At 64.5% G+C, this 15,930-nt stretch carries 14 protein-coding genes and 1 tRNA gene; 1 reads left to right on the top strand and 14 read right to left on the bottom strand.

The genetic code is table 11. The features are described 5' to 3' along the window. From BKY26_RS13040 to BKY26_RS12985, 12 genes are all read right to left on the bottom strand, one after another. On the bottom strand, positions 1 to 1,075 hold a 1,075-nt coding region (locus BKY26_RS13040), incomplete at its 3' end, for a hydantoinase/oxoprolinase family protein (RefSeq protein WP_131541862.1). 65 nt (positions 1,076 to 1,140) lie between these two features. Then, on the bottom strand, positions 1,141 to 2,424 hold the full coding sequence (locus BKY26_RS13035; protein WP_071690822.1) for a TRAP transporter large permease: 1,284 nt from the start codon (positions 2,422 to 2,424) through the stop codon (positions 1,141 to 1,143). After that, positions 2,421 to 2,969: a TRAP transporter small permease subunit gene (locus BKY26_RS13030; RefSeq protein ID WP_071690821.1), complete on the bottom strand. Its 549-nt coding sequence runs from the start codon at positions 2,967 to 2,969 to the stop codon at positions 2,421 to 2,423. The genes BKY26_RS13035 and BKY26_RS13030 overlap by 4 nt, the downstream gene beginning before the upstream one ends. Before the next feature lie 29 nt (positions 2,970 to 2,998). Further along, positions 2,999 to 4,033, bottom strand: coding sequence for a TRAP transporter substrate-binding protein (locus tag BKY26_RS13025; RefSeq protein WP_071690820.1), 1,035 nt, complete (start codon positions 4,031 to 4,033; stop codon positions 2,999 to 3,001). A gap of 21 nt (positions 4,034 to 4,054) precedes the next feature. Further along, a complete protein-coding gene (locus BKY26_RS13020; protein ID WP_071690819.1) occupies positions 4,055 to 4,879 on the bottom strand; it encodes a putative hydro-lyase in 825 nt (274 codons plus the stop codon). 89 nt (positions 4,880 to 4,968) lie between these two features. After that, the gene (locus BKY26_RS13015; RefSeq protein ID WP_071690824.1) at positions 4,969 to 5,862 is read right to left on the bottom strand and encodes a LysR family transcriptional regulator; all 894 of its coding nucleotides are present in this window, start codon (positions 5,860 to 5,862) and stop codon (positions 4,969 to 4,971) included. Between the two features lie 72 nt (positions 5,863 to 5,934). Then, positions 5,935 to 6,570: a DUF3726 domain-containing protein gene (locus BKY26_RS13010; RefSeq protein ID WP_071690818.1), complete on the bottom strand. Its 636-nt coding sequence runs from the start codon at positions 6,568 to 6,570 to the stop codon at positions 5,935 to 5,937. Continuing rightward, complete coding sequence (locus tag BKY26_RS13005) at positions 6,567 to 8,261, bottom strand: hypothetical protein (RefSeq protein ID WP_071690817.1); 1,695 nt, start codon at positions 8,259 to 8,261, stop codon at positions 6,567 to 6,569. The genes BKY26_RS13010 and BKY26_RS13005 overlap by 4 nt, the downstream gene beginning before the upstream one ends. 72 nt (positions 8,262 to 8,333) lie before the next feature. Beyond that, positions 8,334 to 9,881, bottom strand: coding sequence for a BCCT family transporter (locus BKY26_RS13000; protein WP_071690816.1), 1,548 nt, complete (start codon positions 9,879 to 9,881; stop codon positions 8,334 to 8,336). A gap of 70 nt (positions 9,882 to 9,951) precedes the next feature. Next, positions 9,952 to 10,929, bottom strand: a complete 978-nt coding sequence (locus BKY26_RS12995) for a membrane dipeptidase (RefSeq protein ID WP_071690815.1) — start codon at positions 10,927 to 10,929, stop codon at positions 9,952 to 9,954. Beyond that, positions 10,926 to 12,377: an aldehyde dehydrogenase family protein gene (locus tag BKY26_RS12990; protein WP_071690814.1), complete on the bottom strand. Its 1,452-nt coding sequence runs from the start codon at positions 12,375 to 12,377 to the stop codon at positions 10,926 to 10,928. Before BKY26_RS12990 ends, BKY26_RS12995 begins: the two co-directional genes overlap by 4 nt. 103 nt (positions 12,378 to 12,480) lie before the next feature. Next, complete coding sequence (locus BKY26_RS12985; protein ID WP_071690813.1) at positions 12,481 to 13,362, bottom strand: LysR family transcriptional regulator; 882 nt, start codon at positions 13,360 to 13,362, stop codon at positions 12,481 to 12,483. Between the two features lie 116 nt (positions 13,363 to 13,478). On the opposite strand from BKY26_RS12985, the gene BKY26_RS12980 reads away from it, so the two are divergent. Next, positions 13,479 to 13,853, top strand: a complete 375-nt coding sequence (locus BKY26_RS12980) for a RidA family protein (RefSeq protein ID WP_227435030.1) — start codon at positions 13,479 to 13,481, stop codon at positions 13,851 to 13,853. A 137-nt stretch (positions 13,854 to 13,990) separates the two neighbouring features. On the opposite strand, the gene BKY26_RS12975 is transcribed toward BKY26_RS12980, so the two are convergent. Both BKY26_RS12975 and recJ read right to left on the bottom strand, forming a co-directional pair. Continuing rightward, positions 13,991 to 14,065: transfer RNA gene (locus tag BKY26_RS12975), tRNA-Glu, on the bottom strand. A gap of 117 nt (positions 14,066 to 14,182) precedes the next feature. Further along, positions 14,183 to 15,928, bottom strand: coding sequence for a single-stranded-DNA-specific exonuclease RecJ (gene recJ, locus BKY26_RS12970; RefSeq protein WP_071690812.1), 1,746 nt, complete (start codon positions 15,926 to 15,928; stop codon positions 14,183 to 14,185). Positions 15,929 to 15,930: the final 2 nt, after the last annotated feature.

Genomic DNA, 15,930 nt, shown 5'->3' with positions numbered 1-15,930 from the left:
GCCCGCCACGCCTGTAGCTGGCCGGGCCGGGATTGGCCCCTGCACTTTCGGGGCCGACCTGCATGCGGCCCTGTGCGAAGGACAGGATCGAGCCGCCGCCAGCAGCCACCGTATGAATGCTCATCATCGGGGCGCGCATCCTGACACCCGCGACCTCGGTCTCGAAGGAGCGTTCATAGTCGCCCGCATAGTGACACACATCCGTGGACGTGCCGCCCATGTCGAAGCCAATCAGCTTGTCGAACCCGGCTTCTTCCGCCGTGCGCACCATGCCGACGACACCGCCCGCAGGGCCTGACAGGATCGCGTCCTTGCCCTGAAAGAGCCGCGCGTCGGTCAAACCGCCGTTGGATTGCATGAACATCAGCGACCGGCAGCCTCCTTTGGCTGCCCCAAGCGCATCGCTGACCTGTTGCACATAGCGGCGTAGGATGGGCGACAGGTAGGCATCGACCACGGTCGTATCGCCGCGCGACACCAGTTTGATCAGCGGGCTGACCTCGTGGGAGAGCGAGACCTGTGTGAATCCCGCCGCACGGGCCATCTCGCCGATCTGCCGTTCATGATTCGGGTAGCGATAGCCATGCATCAGGGCCACGGCGACGGAGCGATAGCCCTCGGCATAGGCATCGCGCAGCGCGGCCTCGACCGAGGCGGTGTCGAGCGGGGTGATGACTTCGCCATCCGCAGACACGCGTTCACCCACCTCAACGGCCTCTTCATAAAGCAGTTCCGGCAACTCGATCTTCAGATCAAACAGGCGCGGGCGGTTCTGATAACCGATCCTCAGCAGATCGCGCATCCCTTCGGTGATCAACAGCAGCGTCCGGTCGCCCTTGCGTTCCAGAAGCGCGTTGGTGGCCACGGTGGTGCCCATCTTGACCGCGTCAATCGCGCCTTCGGGGATAGCGGTTTCAGCCCCAAGCCCCATCAGTTCCCGAATGCCCTGCACGGCGGCATCGCGGTAGCGCTCGGGATTCTCGGACAGCAGCTTATGCGTGACCAGCCCACCCTCTGGCGTGCGCGCGACGATATCGGTGAAGGTGCCGCCACGGTCGACCCAGAATTGCCACATGAGACAGATCTCCTCTGTTTGCCGGGGCGCGCCCGGCAGCATTTCATATCAGATTTCGACAGGGGTTATTGCAGGACGGCCGGCAACCAGAGCGCGATACCGGGGATCGCAATCAGCGCCGCGACCATGGCCAGCATCGCCAGCACGTAAGGGATCGCGCCCAACATGACCTCGCTCATCTTCCCTGATTTCCGCGCGCCTTGCACCACGTAGAGGTTGAGGCCAACGGGCGGGGTGATAAGCGCCATCTCGATCAGCACGATCATCAGGATACCAAACCAGATCGGGTCATAGCCTTGCGAGACTACCAAGGGCACGATGATCGGGATCGTCACCACCATCAGCGACAGCGTTTCGATAAAGAAGCCAAGCACGATGTAGATGCAGACAACGACCAGGATGGTCATCAGCGGTGACAGGCCGAGCCCGTCCAGGAAGCCAGAGAGTTCCGCCCCCAAGCCCGCAGAAGCCAGCGTGAAGTTCAGGAAAGACGCGCCGATGACCACGAGCATGATCATTGAGGTGATCTTGACGGTGCCCATGACCGCCTCTGCCAGCATGCCGATGGTCACGCGGCTGAAGATCGACGCGATCAGCAGGGCCCCGGCGACGCCCACGGCGGCGGCCTCGGTCGGGGTGGCCCAGCCTTTGTAGATCGAGCCGATGATGATGGTGAACAGGAGCACGATGGGTATGAGTTGCAGCAGCGCACGCATCATCTCAGGCAAGGGGAAGACCCGGCGCTGGCCGCCAAGATCGGGCCGGATCGCGCAGATGATGGCGGTGATCGCCAGGAAGCCGAGCGCCAGCAGGATACCGGGCATCAGCCCCGCAAGGAAAAGCTGCGGGATAGAGGTCTGCGTCAGGAAGCCATAGACGATCAGGTTGATCGAGGGCGGGATCATGATGCCAAGCGTGCCGCCCGCCGCGATGGCTCCAGAGAAGAGCTTGGGGTCATATCCCAGCTTTTCGGCTTGTGGCATAGCGACGGTGGCCACGGTCGCGGCGGTGGCGACGGAGGACCCGGAGGTGGCCGAGAACATGGTGGCCGTTGCCACATTGGCATGAACCAGACCGCCCGGCATCCATGACACCCACCGGTCAAGTGCTGCATAGGTGCGGGCGGCAATCCCGCTGCGCACGAGAATCTCGCCAAGCAGCACGAAGAAGGGAATGGCGATGAGCGTGGCGTTGTTGGAGGTGGACCAGACAAGGTTGCCAAGCCCGCGCATCAGCGGGAAGGGGCTGAAGAAGATGTCGGTGCCAAAGCCCAACAGGAACAGCACGATACCCACGGGGATCGACAGCGACAGCATGGCCAGCAGGCCGATAGAGACATAGGTGATCACAGCACCGCCTCCTTTTCGCCGAACGCCCCGATGGCGGCCTCGGACTTGCTGAATTCGCCTTTCGCAACCAGCAAGAGCGCCGCCAAGAAGGTCAACCAGGACACGATGGCGAACCAGACCCATCCGGCAAACCACGGCCCCTGAACCAGCCAGAGCGGTGTTTCGAGCGGCGTGTTGGCGCGGGACATGTTGGATATGGACCGGTCCAGAACCGGCCAGCAGCGCAGCGCGATCAGCGTCACGGTGCCCGCCATGGTCAGCATTGCGAAAAGGTCGAACAGCGACCGTCCAAGGGCACCCACGCGCCCCCGGAGAATATCGATGCGGACATGGGCCAGTTCCAGCAGGGCGTAGCCCATCCCCCAGGAGGTCACGATGGCCATGACATATCCGCTGATCTCATCGGTGCCGCCGAAGGAGGCCCCCAGTTTGCGCAACCCGATATCCAGCAGCACGAAGATCGCGCAGAGGAACAGCACAAGGCCGATTGCCAGGGCCACCCAACGGTTGAGGCGGCGCAGGAGGGAGAGAATGGACTGGGCCATCTTGGGGGCGCTCCTTCAGCGGTCCGGGGTCAGTTGACGGGAACCGTCACGCCGACGGTGGCGCCGACACTTTCGTTCCAGCGGGTGGCCCATTCGCTGCCCGCGCGCTCGGCCCAATCGGGCAGCACTTCGGTCACCAGAATGTCACGGGCGCGGTCGAAATCGGCCTCCGAGACCTCGACAAGGATCATGTCGCGCGCCTCGCCCGCCGGGCACTCGCCATTGCCGGTCAGGCAGGCGATGTCGTTGACCAGCGCATCCTGCGCGACGGCCCAGGCCGGGTCTTCGAAACCGGTGGCAATCTCGGCCTCGATCAGCGCCTGCGTGTCGGCATCCATGGCGTTCCAGCGGTCAAGGTTGATCGCGGTCACGACCGAGTCCCACCCGCCGAGCGGGATCGGCAGCAGATGGGTGGAGACCTCCCACCAGCCGGCGGAATAGCCGGAACCCGCACCGGTCACGGCACAATCCACGACGCCGCGCTGCAGGGCGCCAGGCACCTCGGAGAAGGACACGTTCACGCCCTCGGCCCCAAGCGCCTCCAGGAATTTCGCGGTCATCCGGCCTGAGGCGCGGATTTGCAGACCGGCGAGGTCATCGAGACTGTTGATCTCGGCATTGCAGAACACGACCTGCGGCGGGTAGGGCGCGATGGCAAGCACGTGGCTGTTGAAGCGCGCGTTGTAGATATCCTCGACCATCGGGCGGGCCGCATCGACCATGGCGCGGGCCTCGTCTGCGGTCATGGCCAGAAGCGGCACGTCCAGCCCTTCCAGCTCCGGCGCGTCGGCAACGGCGTAGTCGGCCACGGTCATCGCCACGTCGTAGACCCCGTCCCCAAGCAGGCGATAGACGTCGCCCACGCCCAGGTTCATCTGGTTATGGGTGGTCAGCGCCACGTTGATCTCTCCACCCGACGCGGCGGGCAGGGTTTCGGTCCAGAATGGTGCCTCGAACTGGTTGTGCAGCGGCAGGCTGGACCAGCTGCCAACGACCGACAGATCCTCGGCCATGGCCGGGGACGCGGCCAGAACAGCGGCGGTGATGGCGATTGTCTTTTTCATCTCGTCTCTCCTTGTTGGATGTTAGCTGTTTTGTTCTTGGGAAATCACCGGGAATTCCGCGTCGTCGAGCACATCGGTGATCAGCATGTGGCCCGGTTTATGGGTGATGCAGAGCGGCAGTTTCGCGCGGGTGACGGCCACTTGCGGGGTCACGCCGCAGGCCCAGAAGGTGGGGATATGGCCCGGCGGCACCGGCGCGGGATCGCCCCATTCCGGGCGGGTCACATCCTCGATGCCGATCTTCGCCGGGTCGCCCCAATGAACCGGCGCACCATGGCCGAGCGGGTAGCGGCCCGAGACTTCGATGGCCAGCGCCAACTGATCCTCCGGGATCGCGCGCATGCTGACCACCATGGCGCCGCCAAACGGCCCGGCGGGCACGGTCTGAACGGATGAGCGGAACATCGGCACGGTGCGGTCATTGTCGATATGCCACATGGCGATACCCTCGGCCTGCAACGCCTGTTCAAAGGTGAAGGAACAGCCGAGTGCAAAGCCAACCAGATCATCTGTCCAGATATCCGAGATATCGGTGGCAGAGCCGCTGAGCTGCCCGTCGCGATAGATGTTGTAGGCGGGAACATCCGTCCGAAGATCCAGATCATGGCCGAGCGTCGTCATCATCGGGTCGCCGGTATCCGAGACGCCCACCAGCGGGCAGGGCTTGGGGTTGCGCTGGCAGAACCGCATGAAATCGAGCGCATAGGCCTTTGGCATGATCGCAAGGTTGGCCTGAAGATACCCACCCCCCAGACCAGCCGTGTGGGACGCATAGTTTCCCGCCCGGATCGCGGCCCGAACCTCCGGCAGGGGTTTGTGTTTCAGCAGGCCATGAGTCGTTTTCAAGGTCGGGTCCTCCGATTGGGAGGAGTATCGAAAGCCAATCCGATAAGATCAAATTGAATGATTTTTGAAATAGTGATTATGAAATTTTATCACCCTACAAAGTCCCGCGCCACGTTCTGCGCGATATGGGCGGCGGTTTCGACGATGTGGCTTTTCGGCTCGCCAAGGAATGACGCGGAAAAGCGCAAGGGGCTTGGCACCCAACCGGGGTCGAACTCGCGAATGCGGCCAGCCGCGACCATCGGCGCCCCAAGCGTGCGGGGCAGGGCGGCCACGCCAAGCCCTGCCTCGACCAACCGGAAACAGGCCGACAAGGACGAAGACGGAAAGGTCGAGACCTGCGGGCCAACCCGCGCGGCCAGTTCCGCCTTCAACTCCCGGAAGGGGCGGGTGTTGCGGGCATAGGTGATCACCGGTTTCAGCAGGAACCCGGTGGGACCTTCCGGGGGATCATCGGCCCCTGCCGCACAATACCACGCAAGGTCGAAAACGGGCAGGTCCACGTTGTCGACGGAGTATTCCGAGATTGGGCCAAGCAGGATGGCAAGGTCGATCTCGCGGTTCAGCAGGTCGGCGCGCAGGTTCATCGAGATATCCACGTTGATCTCGATATCGAGCGTCGGATAGCGGTGGTGTAGCGCGGCCACGAATTCCGGCAGCCAGCATTGGGCGATGGTTTCCGACACGCCAAGGCGTAGGTGACCCTCGACGCCCGCCGGGTCCATCACGTCGCGGCCCACGCGTTCGGCCAGTTGTTCCATCTGTTCGGCATATTGCACCAAAAGATCACCGCGCTTGGTCAGGCGGACGCCGTTGGCGGTGCGCTCGAACAGCTCGGCCCCGAGCGAAGCTTCGAGGTTCTTGATCCGCGTCGTGACCGCCGGTTGGGTGATGTTCAGAACCTCGGCAGCCTTGCGGATGCCCCCCATACGCACGACGGCGAGGAAGGTGTGCAGCTGGTCAAGGTTCAGTCGGGCTTTCATCGCGCTTGCCTGCATGGGGCCGGGGGTGGCCCGACCCTAAGGCTGCGTCCCCCCGCTTGGCAATGCAAGGCGTCAGTCGTTGTCGGTTAGCCCCGCGCCAGCCCCGGCAAGGCGGCTTTCCTCGGTGGCGGGCGCATAGGTGCGATGCGCGAAGGCATTAAGCGCGGCCACGGTGTCCGCAGAACAGGCGGACCGCAGCCCCTCGGCCACGGTGTCCCCTGCCGGATCGACGCCGAACCGCAGGGCCACGGGCGCAGAGGCGGGCGAAGGGATGTTCGCCGTTTGAGTCAGGGTTCCCTCGGGCGACAGGGCGACCTCCGTATCAGAGACCCCGATTCCGACCGTCCGTCCCTGAGCGGTTGCCATCCAGGACAGGAACGGGAGCAGCAGCAGCGGGCTTGCCAGATCGGGCAGGGTGATCGGGTCTGGGCCGGACCTGGCCATGCCGTCGGCCAGCATCGTGCCCGCAAGGATCGGGCAGGCGGTGCCGCCCGGGGCGGTCCAGCTGTCGGCATCGGGGGTAAAGCTGGCCAGATCCTGACCGTCCACGCGCTTCAGGTGGTCAACCAGTGCCTGAGCGCCCGGCAGGTCGCGGGCCTCCAGCCAGCGCACGGCGCGACCTGCCTCTTCTGCCAGACCCCAGGAATATCCCGCGCCACGGGCGGCCTTGCGGGACAGGGCTTCGATCTCGTTCAGGGACCATGTCATTGGGCGGCCTCCTCTGCCGGGGGGAAGGTCCAGTCATCGGCTTCGCCCGCTGCCAGATCACCGGGGAAGGGGGCGTGCTGGAACATGTTGATGCGCACCCATCGGTCGGACCTCGGGTCGAAATGCACCGCCCCGAAAAAGGCCAGCTTGGCGCGCAGCAGATCAATCGGCAGCAGGCCCGCGCCGATCGTGTTGTCGCGGATCTCGGCAAAGGGGAAGCGGGCTGCAATCTGGGCGCGGCGGGCGATGTGGCGGTGCTCGGGGTGGTCCATCAGGAAGCGGGCCACGGTCCCGGCATCGCTGGCCAGCAGATCGGCATGCATCCGGGCGGCATCGCGACCGGGGCAAAGCGGCAGCTCATAGGGCTCCACCGGTTCGGCATAGCGGTCGCCAAGGCGCGGCTCCAGTTTCTCCTCGGAGGTGTACCAGACGTTTTCCTGCGCGGCCTGTGCCGTCCAGTCGATGGTCAGCGCGAAGCCATAGACATCTTCCACGTGGGCGCGGAACAGATCGAGCGGCATGGTGCCGTCAATCCGGGTCGGCGTGGTTTCATCGGCGGCCATGCACTGCGCCAGTTCGTCCACCAGATCGCCATGCGGTTCCAGCAGCAGCGAGACAAGCTGTTCCTGCCCTTCGAGGGTCAGGTTTTCCTCACCCCATTGCCACAGCGCATTCCAAGGCTGCGGTCCGGACAGGTCGGCCTCTGCCAGATGGGTTGCAAGCGCATCCATGTCGCGGCGAAGATCGGCCAGCTTGCGTTGCTGGATCGGGTGTTCCGAATGCCAGCCCTGCGCATTGATCTGGGCGCGGCGGGTGAAGCTGCGCACCGCTTCGGCCGTGCCGGGCAGAGCAGAGCGCAGCGAGCGGACACGCGCCAGCGCCTCTTCCCGCGCGGCGATCCAGTTGTTCAGGAGGACCGGGTGATTGATCAGGTAGGGCGCCATGCCAAGCCCGGTGGAATTGCCGATCCCGAAACGGCGACGGAGCGCGGGGGCCAGCGGAACGGCGGTGTCGGGGCTGCGCACACGGGCCATATGCTCGACAAGGTCCATCACGAAGGCGCGGGTCAGGAAGACGCTCAGCATCTCGACCTGGAAGGGGGCGTGAAACTCGGGCCTATGGGCGGTCTTTTCCCGATCCGCCGCGCCCAGTTTGCCGGAGCCATAGACAGCGGTCGTGCGCATCAGGTAGCCCACATCGGCCACGCGGGCCTCATCGGGTTGCTGGCCTGCGGCCAAAGCCTCGACCACATGATCCCAAAGCCGAACCGACCGGTTGGCGCGGCTGACCGACAGCGAGTTGTCATCGACCCGGCCCGCCTCCTGCAGCGGAATATTGGCGCGCAGGCGCTCGATCTCTGTCCGGTCCGGGATGCCGTCATAGAGTGTAAAGGTCGCGTCCCATTCGGTGGCAATGACCCGGTCCGACCGTTTCTCAGGCGGCAGATCATTGGCGAAGGCAACCAGAGAATAGCTATGTGCGGGGCCATGGGCGGTATAGACGGCGTGGCCAACCCCCTTGGCGTCCACCTCGAATTCACGACGCTCGAACCGCCAGTTATCGGCTTTCAGGCGGCGCAGAAGGACCCGCATGAAGGACAGGCGACACTGGTGGAAGGACCCCATGCGCGCCAGGGTCATCACCGTGTTAGGGTCGCGCGGGGCGATGGTGTCGGTGTCTGTCCGGGTCATATGGGGTCCTCCTTCCCGTGAGTGGTTCTGTGGTGGCGGCCCCCAAGTCACCGGAGGCCGCCGGTCGTTTCGTCAGTTGCGCCCTTTGGCCAGCGTGATCCGCAGCGCGTCCCAAAGAGAGGGCAGCAGCACCAGCGACACCGGCACGGCGGTGACGACGATGAAGCTTTGCAGCTTCCCGATGGTGCCCGATCCGGTGTAGATCAGGATCAGCGCCATCACCCCCATTGCCACGCCCCAGAAGACGCGGACTGGCAGGGCGGGCTTGTCCTCGTTCGACATGGCGACCGAGATCACATAGGTCATCGAGTCGCCCGTGGTGGCCACGAAAACCGTGGTCAGGATCAGGAACAGCACCGAGACGATGAAGCCCAGGGGCAGTTGCTGGGTGATGGCCAGCAGCGCGGCGGGCAGGTTGAAACCCTCGAACGCGGTCGAGACGGACCCAGGGGTCTCCAGCTCGAACCACAGCCCGGTTCCGCCCACGATGGTGAACCAGAAGTTGGTCACGATGGGGGCAATGATCGCCAGCATGATCACGATCGACCGGATCGACCGGCCCCGGCTGACCCGCGCGATGAACATCGCCATCAGCGGCCCGTAACCCAGGAACCAGCCCCAGAAGAAGACCGTCCACCAGCCAAGCCAGCCCGCGTCACCGAACAGCCCCGCATCGCCGCGATGCATCGCCATCGGGATGAAATCGGTGATGTAGGTGGTGAAGCCGCCAAAGAAGCTGGAAAAGATGAAGCCGGTGGGGCCCGCGATCAGCATGAAGGCCAGAAGCGCGCCTGCCAGGATCACGTTGAACCGGCTGAGGATCTGGATGCCCTTGGACAGTCCCGACATGGCCGATGCGGTGTAAAGCGCAACAAGACCAAGGATCACAACGGCCTGGGTGGCAAAGCTGTCAGGAATTCCGAACAGGGCGTTCAGCCCATAGCTGACTTGCAGACCCAGAAAGCCGATGGGGCCAACGGTGCCAGCCACAACCGCGATGATGCAGGAGGCATCGGCAATCAGTCCGATTGGGCCGTTGATCGCGCGGTCGCCAAACAGCGGATACAGCAGCGTGCGCGGGGCCAGCGGCAGGCCCTTTTCATAGTGGTAATGCATCAGCATGACCGTGGTCAGCGCGCCCAGGATGGCCCAGGCCAGGAAACCCCAGTGCATGAAGGACTGCGCCATAGCAGGGGCCACATCGGCCGCCGTTCCACCCTCGCCGCCGAAATGGGGCGGAGAGTAGAGGAAATGCGCCATTGGCTCGGCTGCGGCCCAGAAGACGCCACCGCCCGCCAAAAGCGTGCACATGATCATCGCGCCCCATTGAAAGACGGGGAATTCAGGCGCGGTCAGGCCGCCCATCAGGGCCTTGCCACCGGGAAGGACGACCAGCACGAGGCCGATCACGAACGTGGCGAGCAGAAGGATCTGCCAGTAGAGCCCGAAGAAGCGGGCCGACCAGGCAAAGCCGGTATCGACAAGGCTCGCCAGCAGGTCGAGGTCGAAAAGCGCGATCAGGCAGAAGATCGCAATGAAGCCGCCGGTGATGACGAAAAGCGGCTTGTTGATATGCCCCAACCCGCTGCTGGCGGTCTGTGGAGCGGTTGCGTCGGTCATTCTGTCCTCCCTCGCGAATAACCGTGGGTGCGCGGGCCGCGAATGCACGGCGCGCGCGTCGTCCGGCCAGTCAGGCCGGGGTGAAATTGTCCTTGAAGAACCGGTGCCAGTTGCCGCCCATCAGGCCCGCGACCTCCTCGTCGCTGAAACCCTTGGCGCGAAGGCCCGCCTCGATATTGCCGAAATCGCGGTTGTCGCCGAACCAATCGGGCATGGGCGGGAAGCCGGGCGCAGACGCGCTGCCCTCGCCATAGTCGATTTCCTTGGTCCAGCGACCCACGCGCATCCATTCCACGATACTGTCGGGCTGATCCTGGCAAAGGTCGCTGCCGATGCCGAAATGTTCCACCCCGAAACGATCCGCGGCGTCTGCAATCATCGAGCAGAAGCTGTCCAGCGTACAGGCGGACTTGTCCTTGAGGTGATGGGGGTAGAGCGAAAAGCCCATCATGCCGCCGTTTTCGGTCACCGCGCGCACCACGTCGTCGCGCTTGTTGCGAAGCGCAGGCTGCCAGCTATGCAGGTTGGCATGGGTGATCGTGATGGGCCGGGTGCTGACCTCTGCCGCTTCGATGGTGGAGCGGTCGGCGCTGTGGCTCATGTCGATGACCAGACCCACGCGGTTCATCTCCTTGATGACCTGCTTGCCCATTCGGGTCAGCCCCGGATCTTCCGCCTCATAGCAGCCTGTCGCCAGAAGCGACTGGTTGTTGTAGCTCAGCTGCATGAACCGCGCGCCAAGCTTGTGCCAGACTTCCACGAGCCCGATATCGTCCTCGATGGGGCTGGGGTTCTGGAAGCCGAAGAAGATCGCGGTTCGGCCAGTTTCGCGGGCCTTTTCCACATCGCTGGCCCACTGCCCGTGAAAGATCAGGTCCGGGAACTGCTCGAACCAGCGGTTCCATTTCTCCACGTTCAGCACCGTCTCGCGGAAATTTTCGTGATAGGCGATGGTGACATGGACCGCGTCCACGCCACCTTCGCGCATCTGGCGGAAGATCTTTTCCGACCAGTTGGCATATTGCAGGCAGTCGATGCGATAGGTCATTCCGGTGCCCCCGCAGAGATATAGGCGGTCTTCACGGTGGTGTAGAATTCCGCCGCCGTGCGGCCCTGTTCGCGGGGGCCATAGCTGCTGTCGCCGCGCCCGCCGAAGGGCACGTGATAATCGGTGCCGGCCGTGGGCAGGTTGACGGTGACCACGCCGGTGCGGGCGTTGCGGCGGAAATGGGTGGCCCGCGCGATAGAGCGGGTGACGATGCCGGATGTCAGGCCGAAATTCGTGTCGTTGACCGTGGCCAGTGCCTCGTCATAGCTGCCCACCTTGATGACGGAGGTGAGGGGCGCGAACATTTCCTCGCGGTTGATGCGCATGGCGTTGGTGGTGTTCAGGAACACGCCGGGCGACATGTAGTAGCCCTCTGTTTCCATGTTGAGGCGCTGGCCGCCACAGGCGAGCTCCGCACCCTCGGATTTGCCCAGATCCACATAGGCGAGGTTTTCGTCCAGCTGCTGCTGGCTGACGACCGGCCCCATCTGGGTGCCCTCTGCCAGCGCGTGACCCACTTTCATCGCCTGCGCGCCGGCGACCAGTTTCTCGACAAAGGCATCGTGGATGCCTTCATGCACCACCAGCCGCGAGGACGCGGTGCATTTCTGTCCAGTGCCGCCGAAGGCGCCGCCAAGGGCCAGCGTCACGGCCAGATCGAGGTCAGCGTCATCCATCACGGCCAGCGCGTTCTTCGATCCCATCTCGGCCTGGATCTTGGTGAAGTTCTGCACGGCGGCCATGGCGATACCGCGTCCGACGGGCACCGAGCCGGTGAAGGAAATGGCATTGACCTTCGGGCTTTCCACCAGCCGCTGGCCCACGTCGCGGCCCGCGCCCATGACGAGGTTGAACAGGCCCTTGGGAATGTCCTGGCGGCTGATGATCTCGGTCAGCGCCACGGCACTGGCAGGGGTCGCGTTGGCGGGCTTCCAGATCACCGCGTTGCCGTAGCAAAGGGCCGGGGCGATCTTCCAGCTGGCGGTGGCGGTCGGAAAGTTCCAGGGGCTGATCACAGCCACGACGCCCACGGGCTCGCGGCGCACGTCGATTTCAACGCCCGCGCGCACGCTGTCGGCATTCTCACCCAGTTGCCGCAGGCATTCGGCGGCGTAATAGGTGAAGAACTGACCGGCGCGATAGACCTCGCCCTTGCCCTCGGCCAGCGGCTTGCCTTCCTCGCGGGACAGAAGCGTGCCCAGTTCCTCGGCCCGCGCCATCAGCTCATTGCCGATATTCATCAGGACGGCCTGCTTGCGTTCCATCCCGTAAGCGGCCCATTCCGCCTGCGCGCGGGCGGCGGCGTCCAGCGCGTCGTCGAGCTGCGTAGCACTCGCCTGGGTGAACATCCCCACAAGGTCGCTCAGATCCGACGGATTGCGGTTCTCGATCTCGGAAATCCCCGACACCCATTCCCCGGCGATGTAGTTCAGCTTTGTCTCGGTCATCTGGCGGTCCTCTTTCTGCGCGCGTGTTAACAGCGGCAGAGGGCCACAGAGGGGAGATTCAGGCAAACGCAAAGAAATTGAATTTGCTTCAGCAATGCTGAAATTAGTGATCCACGCCCGTGATCCGCGCCAATCGGATCGATTCCACCAGCGCCCGCGCGGCAGGGGTCAGCATCTGCCGGGGTTGGGTGATCAGCCAGACCTCTCGCCGTGCCCTGACATTGGCCAGCGGCAGAAAGGCCAGATCGGTGAATTCGGGCAGCACCACCAGCCGGGGCAGCACGGTGATGCCCACACCAGCCTTGACCAGCCCCAGAAGCGAGGCGGTGTTGCGCACCATCAGCCGGGCGCTATCGAGGATAGGCGCAAACCCTTCGTCCCGGATCTGGCTGCACAAGCCATTGGCGATGAAATCCACCCCCTCCAGATCCGACCATGTCAGCTGGTCCCAGTCTGTCGCAAGCGGGTGGTCGCGGCGGCAGATCACGCCGAACCGGTCGGAAAACAGCGGGCGGCAGTCGAACCCCTGAAGCGCGCCGATGCTGGCCAGACCGATATCGGCCCGCTCTGCCTGCAAATCCTGGTGCACGGCGGCGGAATCCATGTCGGCCATGTCGATGCGCACATTCGGGTGGTCCTGAAGGAAGCGATGCAGGATCGGCGGCAGAACCGATTGCGCCAGCGACGGGGTGACCGACAGCCGGACAAAGCCAAGCTCTGCCCGAGACAGCCCCTCGATCGTGGAGACCGTGCGGTCGAAATGGTCCAGCTCTCGCCGCGCCTCGGTGTGAATCAGCTGGCCAAGCGGCGTCAGGCGCGATTTGCGGGCCGTTTCGAAGAGCGGCGCGCCGATATGGTCCTCGAACTGCTTGAGCATCATTGACACGGCAGAGGGCGTGCGCCCCAGAACCGCCGCCGCATCGGCAAGCGAGCCTTGGTCCACAACAACCCGGAAACAGCGCAGCATTTCGATCTTGATGGACAAGAACGCCCCTCCATTTCAGAAATACTGAATTGGATTCCACAAATTTGAGTCTGTTGCAATCTCCCTTGCGCAGCTATGCCTTGCCGCGTTCGAAACGCAACTGGACCTCCCCTCCCATGAACATGATGACCTCCCCCGCCGCTCCCGTGACCAAGCTTGGCGGTTCCTCCCGGTTTTCGGCAATCGCCGTGCATAACGGCCTCGTGCACCTCGCCGGTCAGGTGTCTCAACTGGAAGACGGCGATATCGCGGCCCAGTCCCGCGACGTCTTCGCCAAGGTCGACGCGCTGCTGGCCGAAGCCGGTGCCGCCCGTGAAAACCTGATATCGGTGCAGATCTGGCTGCGCGAGATGGAAGACTACGCCGGCATGAACGCGGTTTGGGACGAATGGGTGTCCGACATCACCCCGCCCACGCGCGTCTGCGTCGAGGCCCGCATGGCCAAGCCGCACTACCGCATCGAAGTGCTGGCCCTCGCCGCCATCGGGTGATCCGATCCCTTCGCAGTACAAGACCCCGGCCGGACCCGATCTGACCGGGGTTTAATTTGTTAAAAGCAGAAAACAGGCTGAACCAAACGCAAAGCCCGCAGGCGCACAGCTCGAAGCCGGTCGTGATGTGAAGGAAGTGGCAGCCCGTAGGGGAATCGAACCCCTCTTTCCAGGTTGAAAACCTGGCGTCCTAACCGATAGACGAACGGGCCACTCTTGATTGCCAGTGGGCGGTCGGGGCCGCGCCGTGTCTGGCGTGAGGCGGTGTTTATGAAATGCCCGAGAGCCGCGCAAGGGGAAAAAACGCTGCCGTGGCAGTTTTTTTTGGCTCAGGCGGGGGCGGCGTCTTCCAGCTTCAATTGCACGCTTTGGCGACCGTTCCAGTGGTTCACTTCGATCCGCCCGGCAAGGTGAAAGGGGCGGCCATTGTGGCTCTCCAGCAAGTCGGAAAGCCCCGTCGCGCGGGCGTTGAAGGCGATGGCGTCCATCACCACCGGGCCGCCGTCGGAAAAGCTCAGTTTCAGGTGGCCGTCGCCCACGGGCTTGGTGAAGCGGATGGCCTGCGCGGGAAAGGCGAATCGCGGGGCAGAGGCTCCGGCGCCGTAAGGGCCTGCGGCCTCCAGCATCTCGATCAGCTCGACCGTGGCCCCACCCGGCATCAAAAGCCCGTCAATGCGCAGATCGGCGGGGCCGGCATCGCCTGCGCCCTGGCGGGCCAGGAGGTCGGACAAGCGCTCCATGGCTGGTTCCAATTGTGGCCGCGTCAGCGAGAGCCCCGCCGCCATCCTGTGGCCGCCGCCCTTGGTGATCAGCCCCTCGGCGGCGAGCTTCTGGATTGACGCGCCAAGGTCCACGCCCGCGATGGAGCGGCCAGAGCCCTTGCCCTCATCCCCATCGAATCCGATGACCACGGCGGGGCGATTGGTGGCCTCCTTAAGGCGGCTCGCGACGATGCCCACGACACCAGGGTGCCAGCCATCCTCGGCGGCCCAGACCAGCGGCGCCTCCAGCCCGCGCGCCTCGGCCTGCTCGAGGGCGGCATCACGGACGCGGGTCTCGATCTCTCGCCGGTCGGTGTTGAGGTCATCGAGCAGCTTGGCCAGTTGCATAGCCTCGCCCATATCGGCGGTCGCAAGCAGCCGCGCGCCGAGGTCGGCCTTGCCAATCCGCCCGCCTGCGTTGATCCGGGGACCGAGCACATAGCCCAGATGATAGGCGGACGGCGCGCGATCCAGCCGCCCGACATCGGATAGCGCCACGAGGCCTGGGCGATTGCGCCGCGCCATGACCGTCAGGCCCTGCCGCACGAAGGCACGGTTGACGCCGGTCAGTTGTGCGACATCCGCGACAGTGGCTAGCGCCACGAGGTCGAGCATCGCCATCAGGTCGGGGCCAGCGCGGCCCTCTGCCCGCATCTGCCGGTTGGCCTCGACCAGCATCAGGAAGACGACAGCGGCGGCGCAGAGATGGCCGAGCGATCCGTCCTCATCCTGCCGGTTCGGGTTCACCACGGCCACGCAATCGGGCAGGTCGGCGCCGCCCAGATGGTGGTCCAGCACGATCACATCCGCGCCTTTCGCGGCGGCTATCGGCCCATGCGACAGGGTTCCGCAATCGACGCAGATGATGAGGTTGTGGTCCCGTGCCAGTGTCTCCATCGCCTCTTCATTGGGGCCATAGCCCTCGTCGATCCGGTCGGGGACATAGAGCGTCGCGGTCCGCCCCATCTGGCGCAGCCAGTCGATCAGCAGCGCGGCAGAACTGCCTCCGTCGACGTCGTAATCGGCAAACACGGCGATCCGTTCGTGGGCCTTAACAGCCTGCAGAAACCGCGCGGCGGCGGTTTCCATGTCTTTCAGGCTGCGTGGGTCAGGTAGCAGATCCCGCAGGGCAGGGGCCAGAAACCCCTTGGCCGCCTCGGGGGCCACGCCCCGGCGGGCCAGAACCCGCGCCACGGGGGGCGGCAGGTCGGCCTGTTGGGCGAGTGCCTCGGCCAGCCGTTCCTCGCCCGCGCTCAGCCCGACCCACCGGCGGCCGGTGATGGAGCTTTCGACATCAAGGAAGGCCTGCGTCATGC

The sequence above is a fragment of the Nioella sediminis genome (genome assembly GCF_001879695.1).
Lineage (GTDB): Bacteria > Pseudomonadota > Alphaproteobacteria > Rhodobacterales > Rhodobacteraceae > Nioella > Nioella sediminis.
Note: the sequence above shows the minus strand (reverse complement) of the source record. Positions and strands in the feature narration are given on the sequence as shown.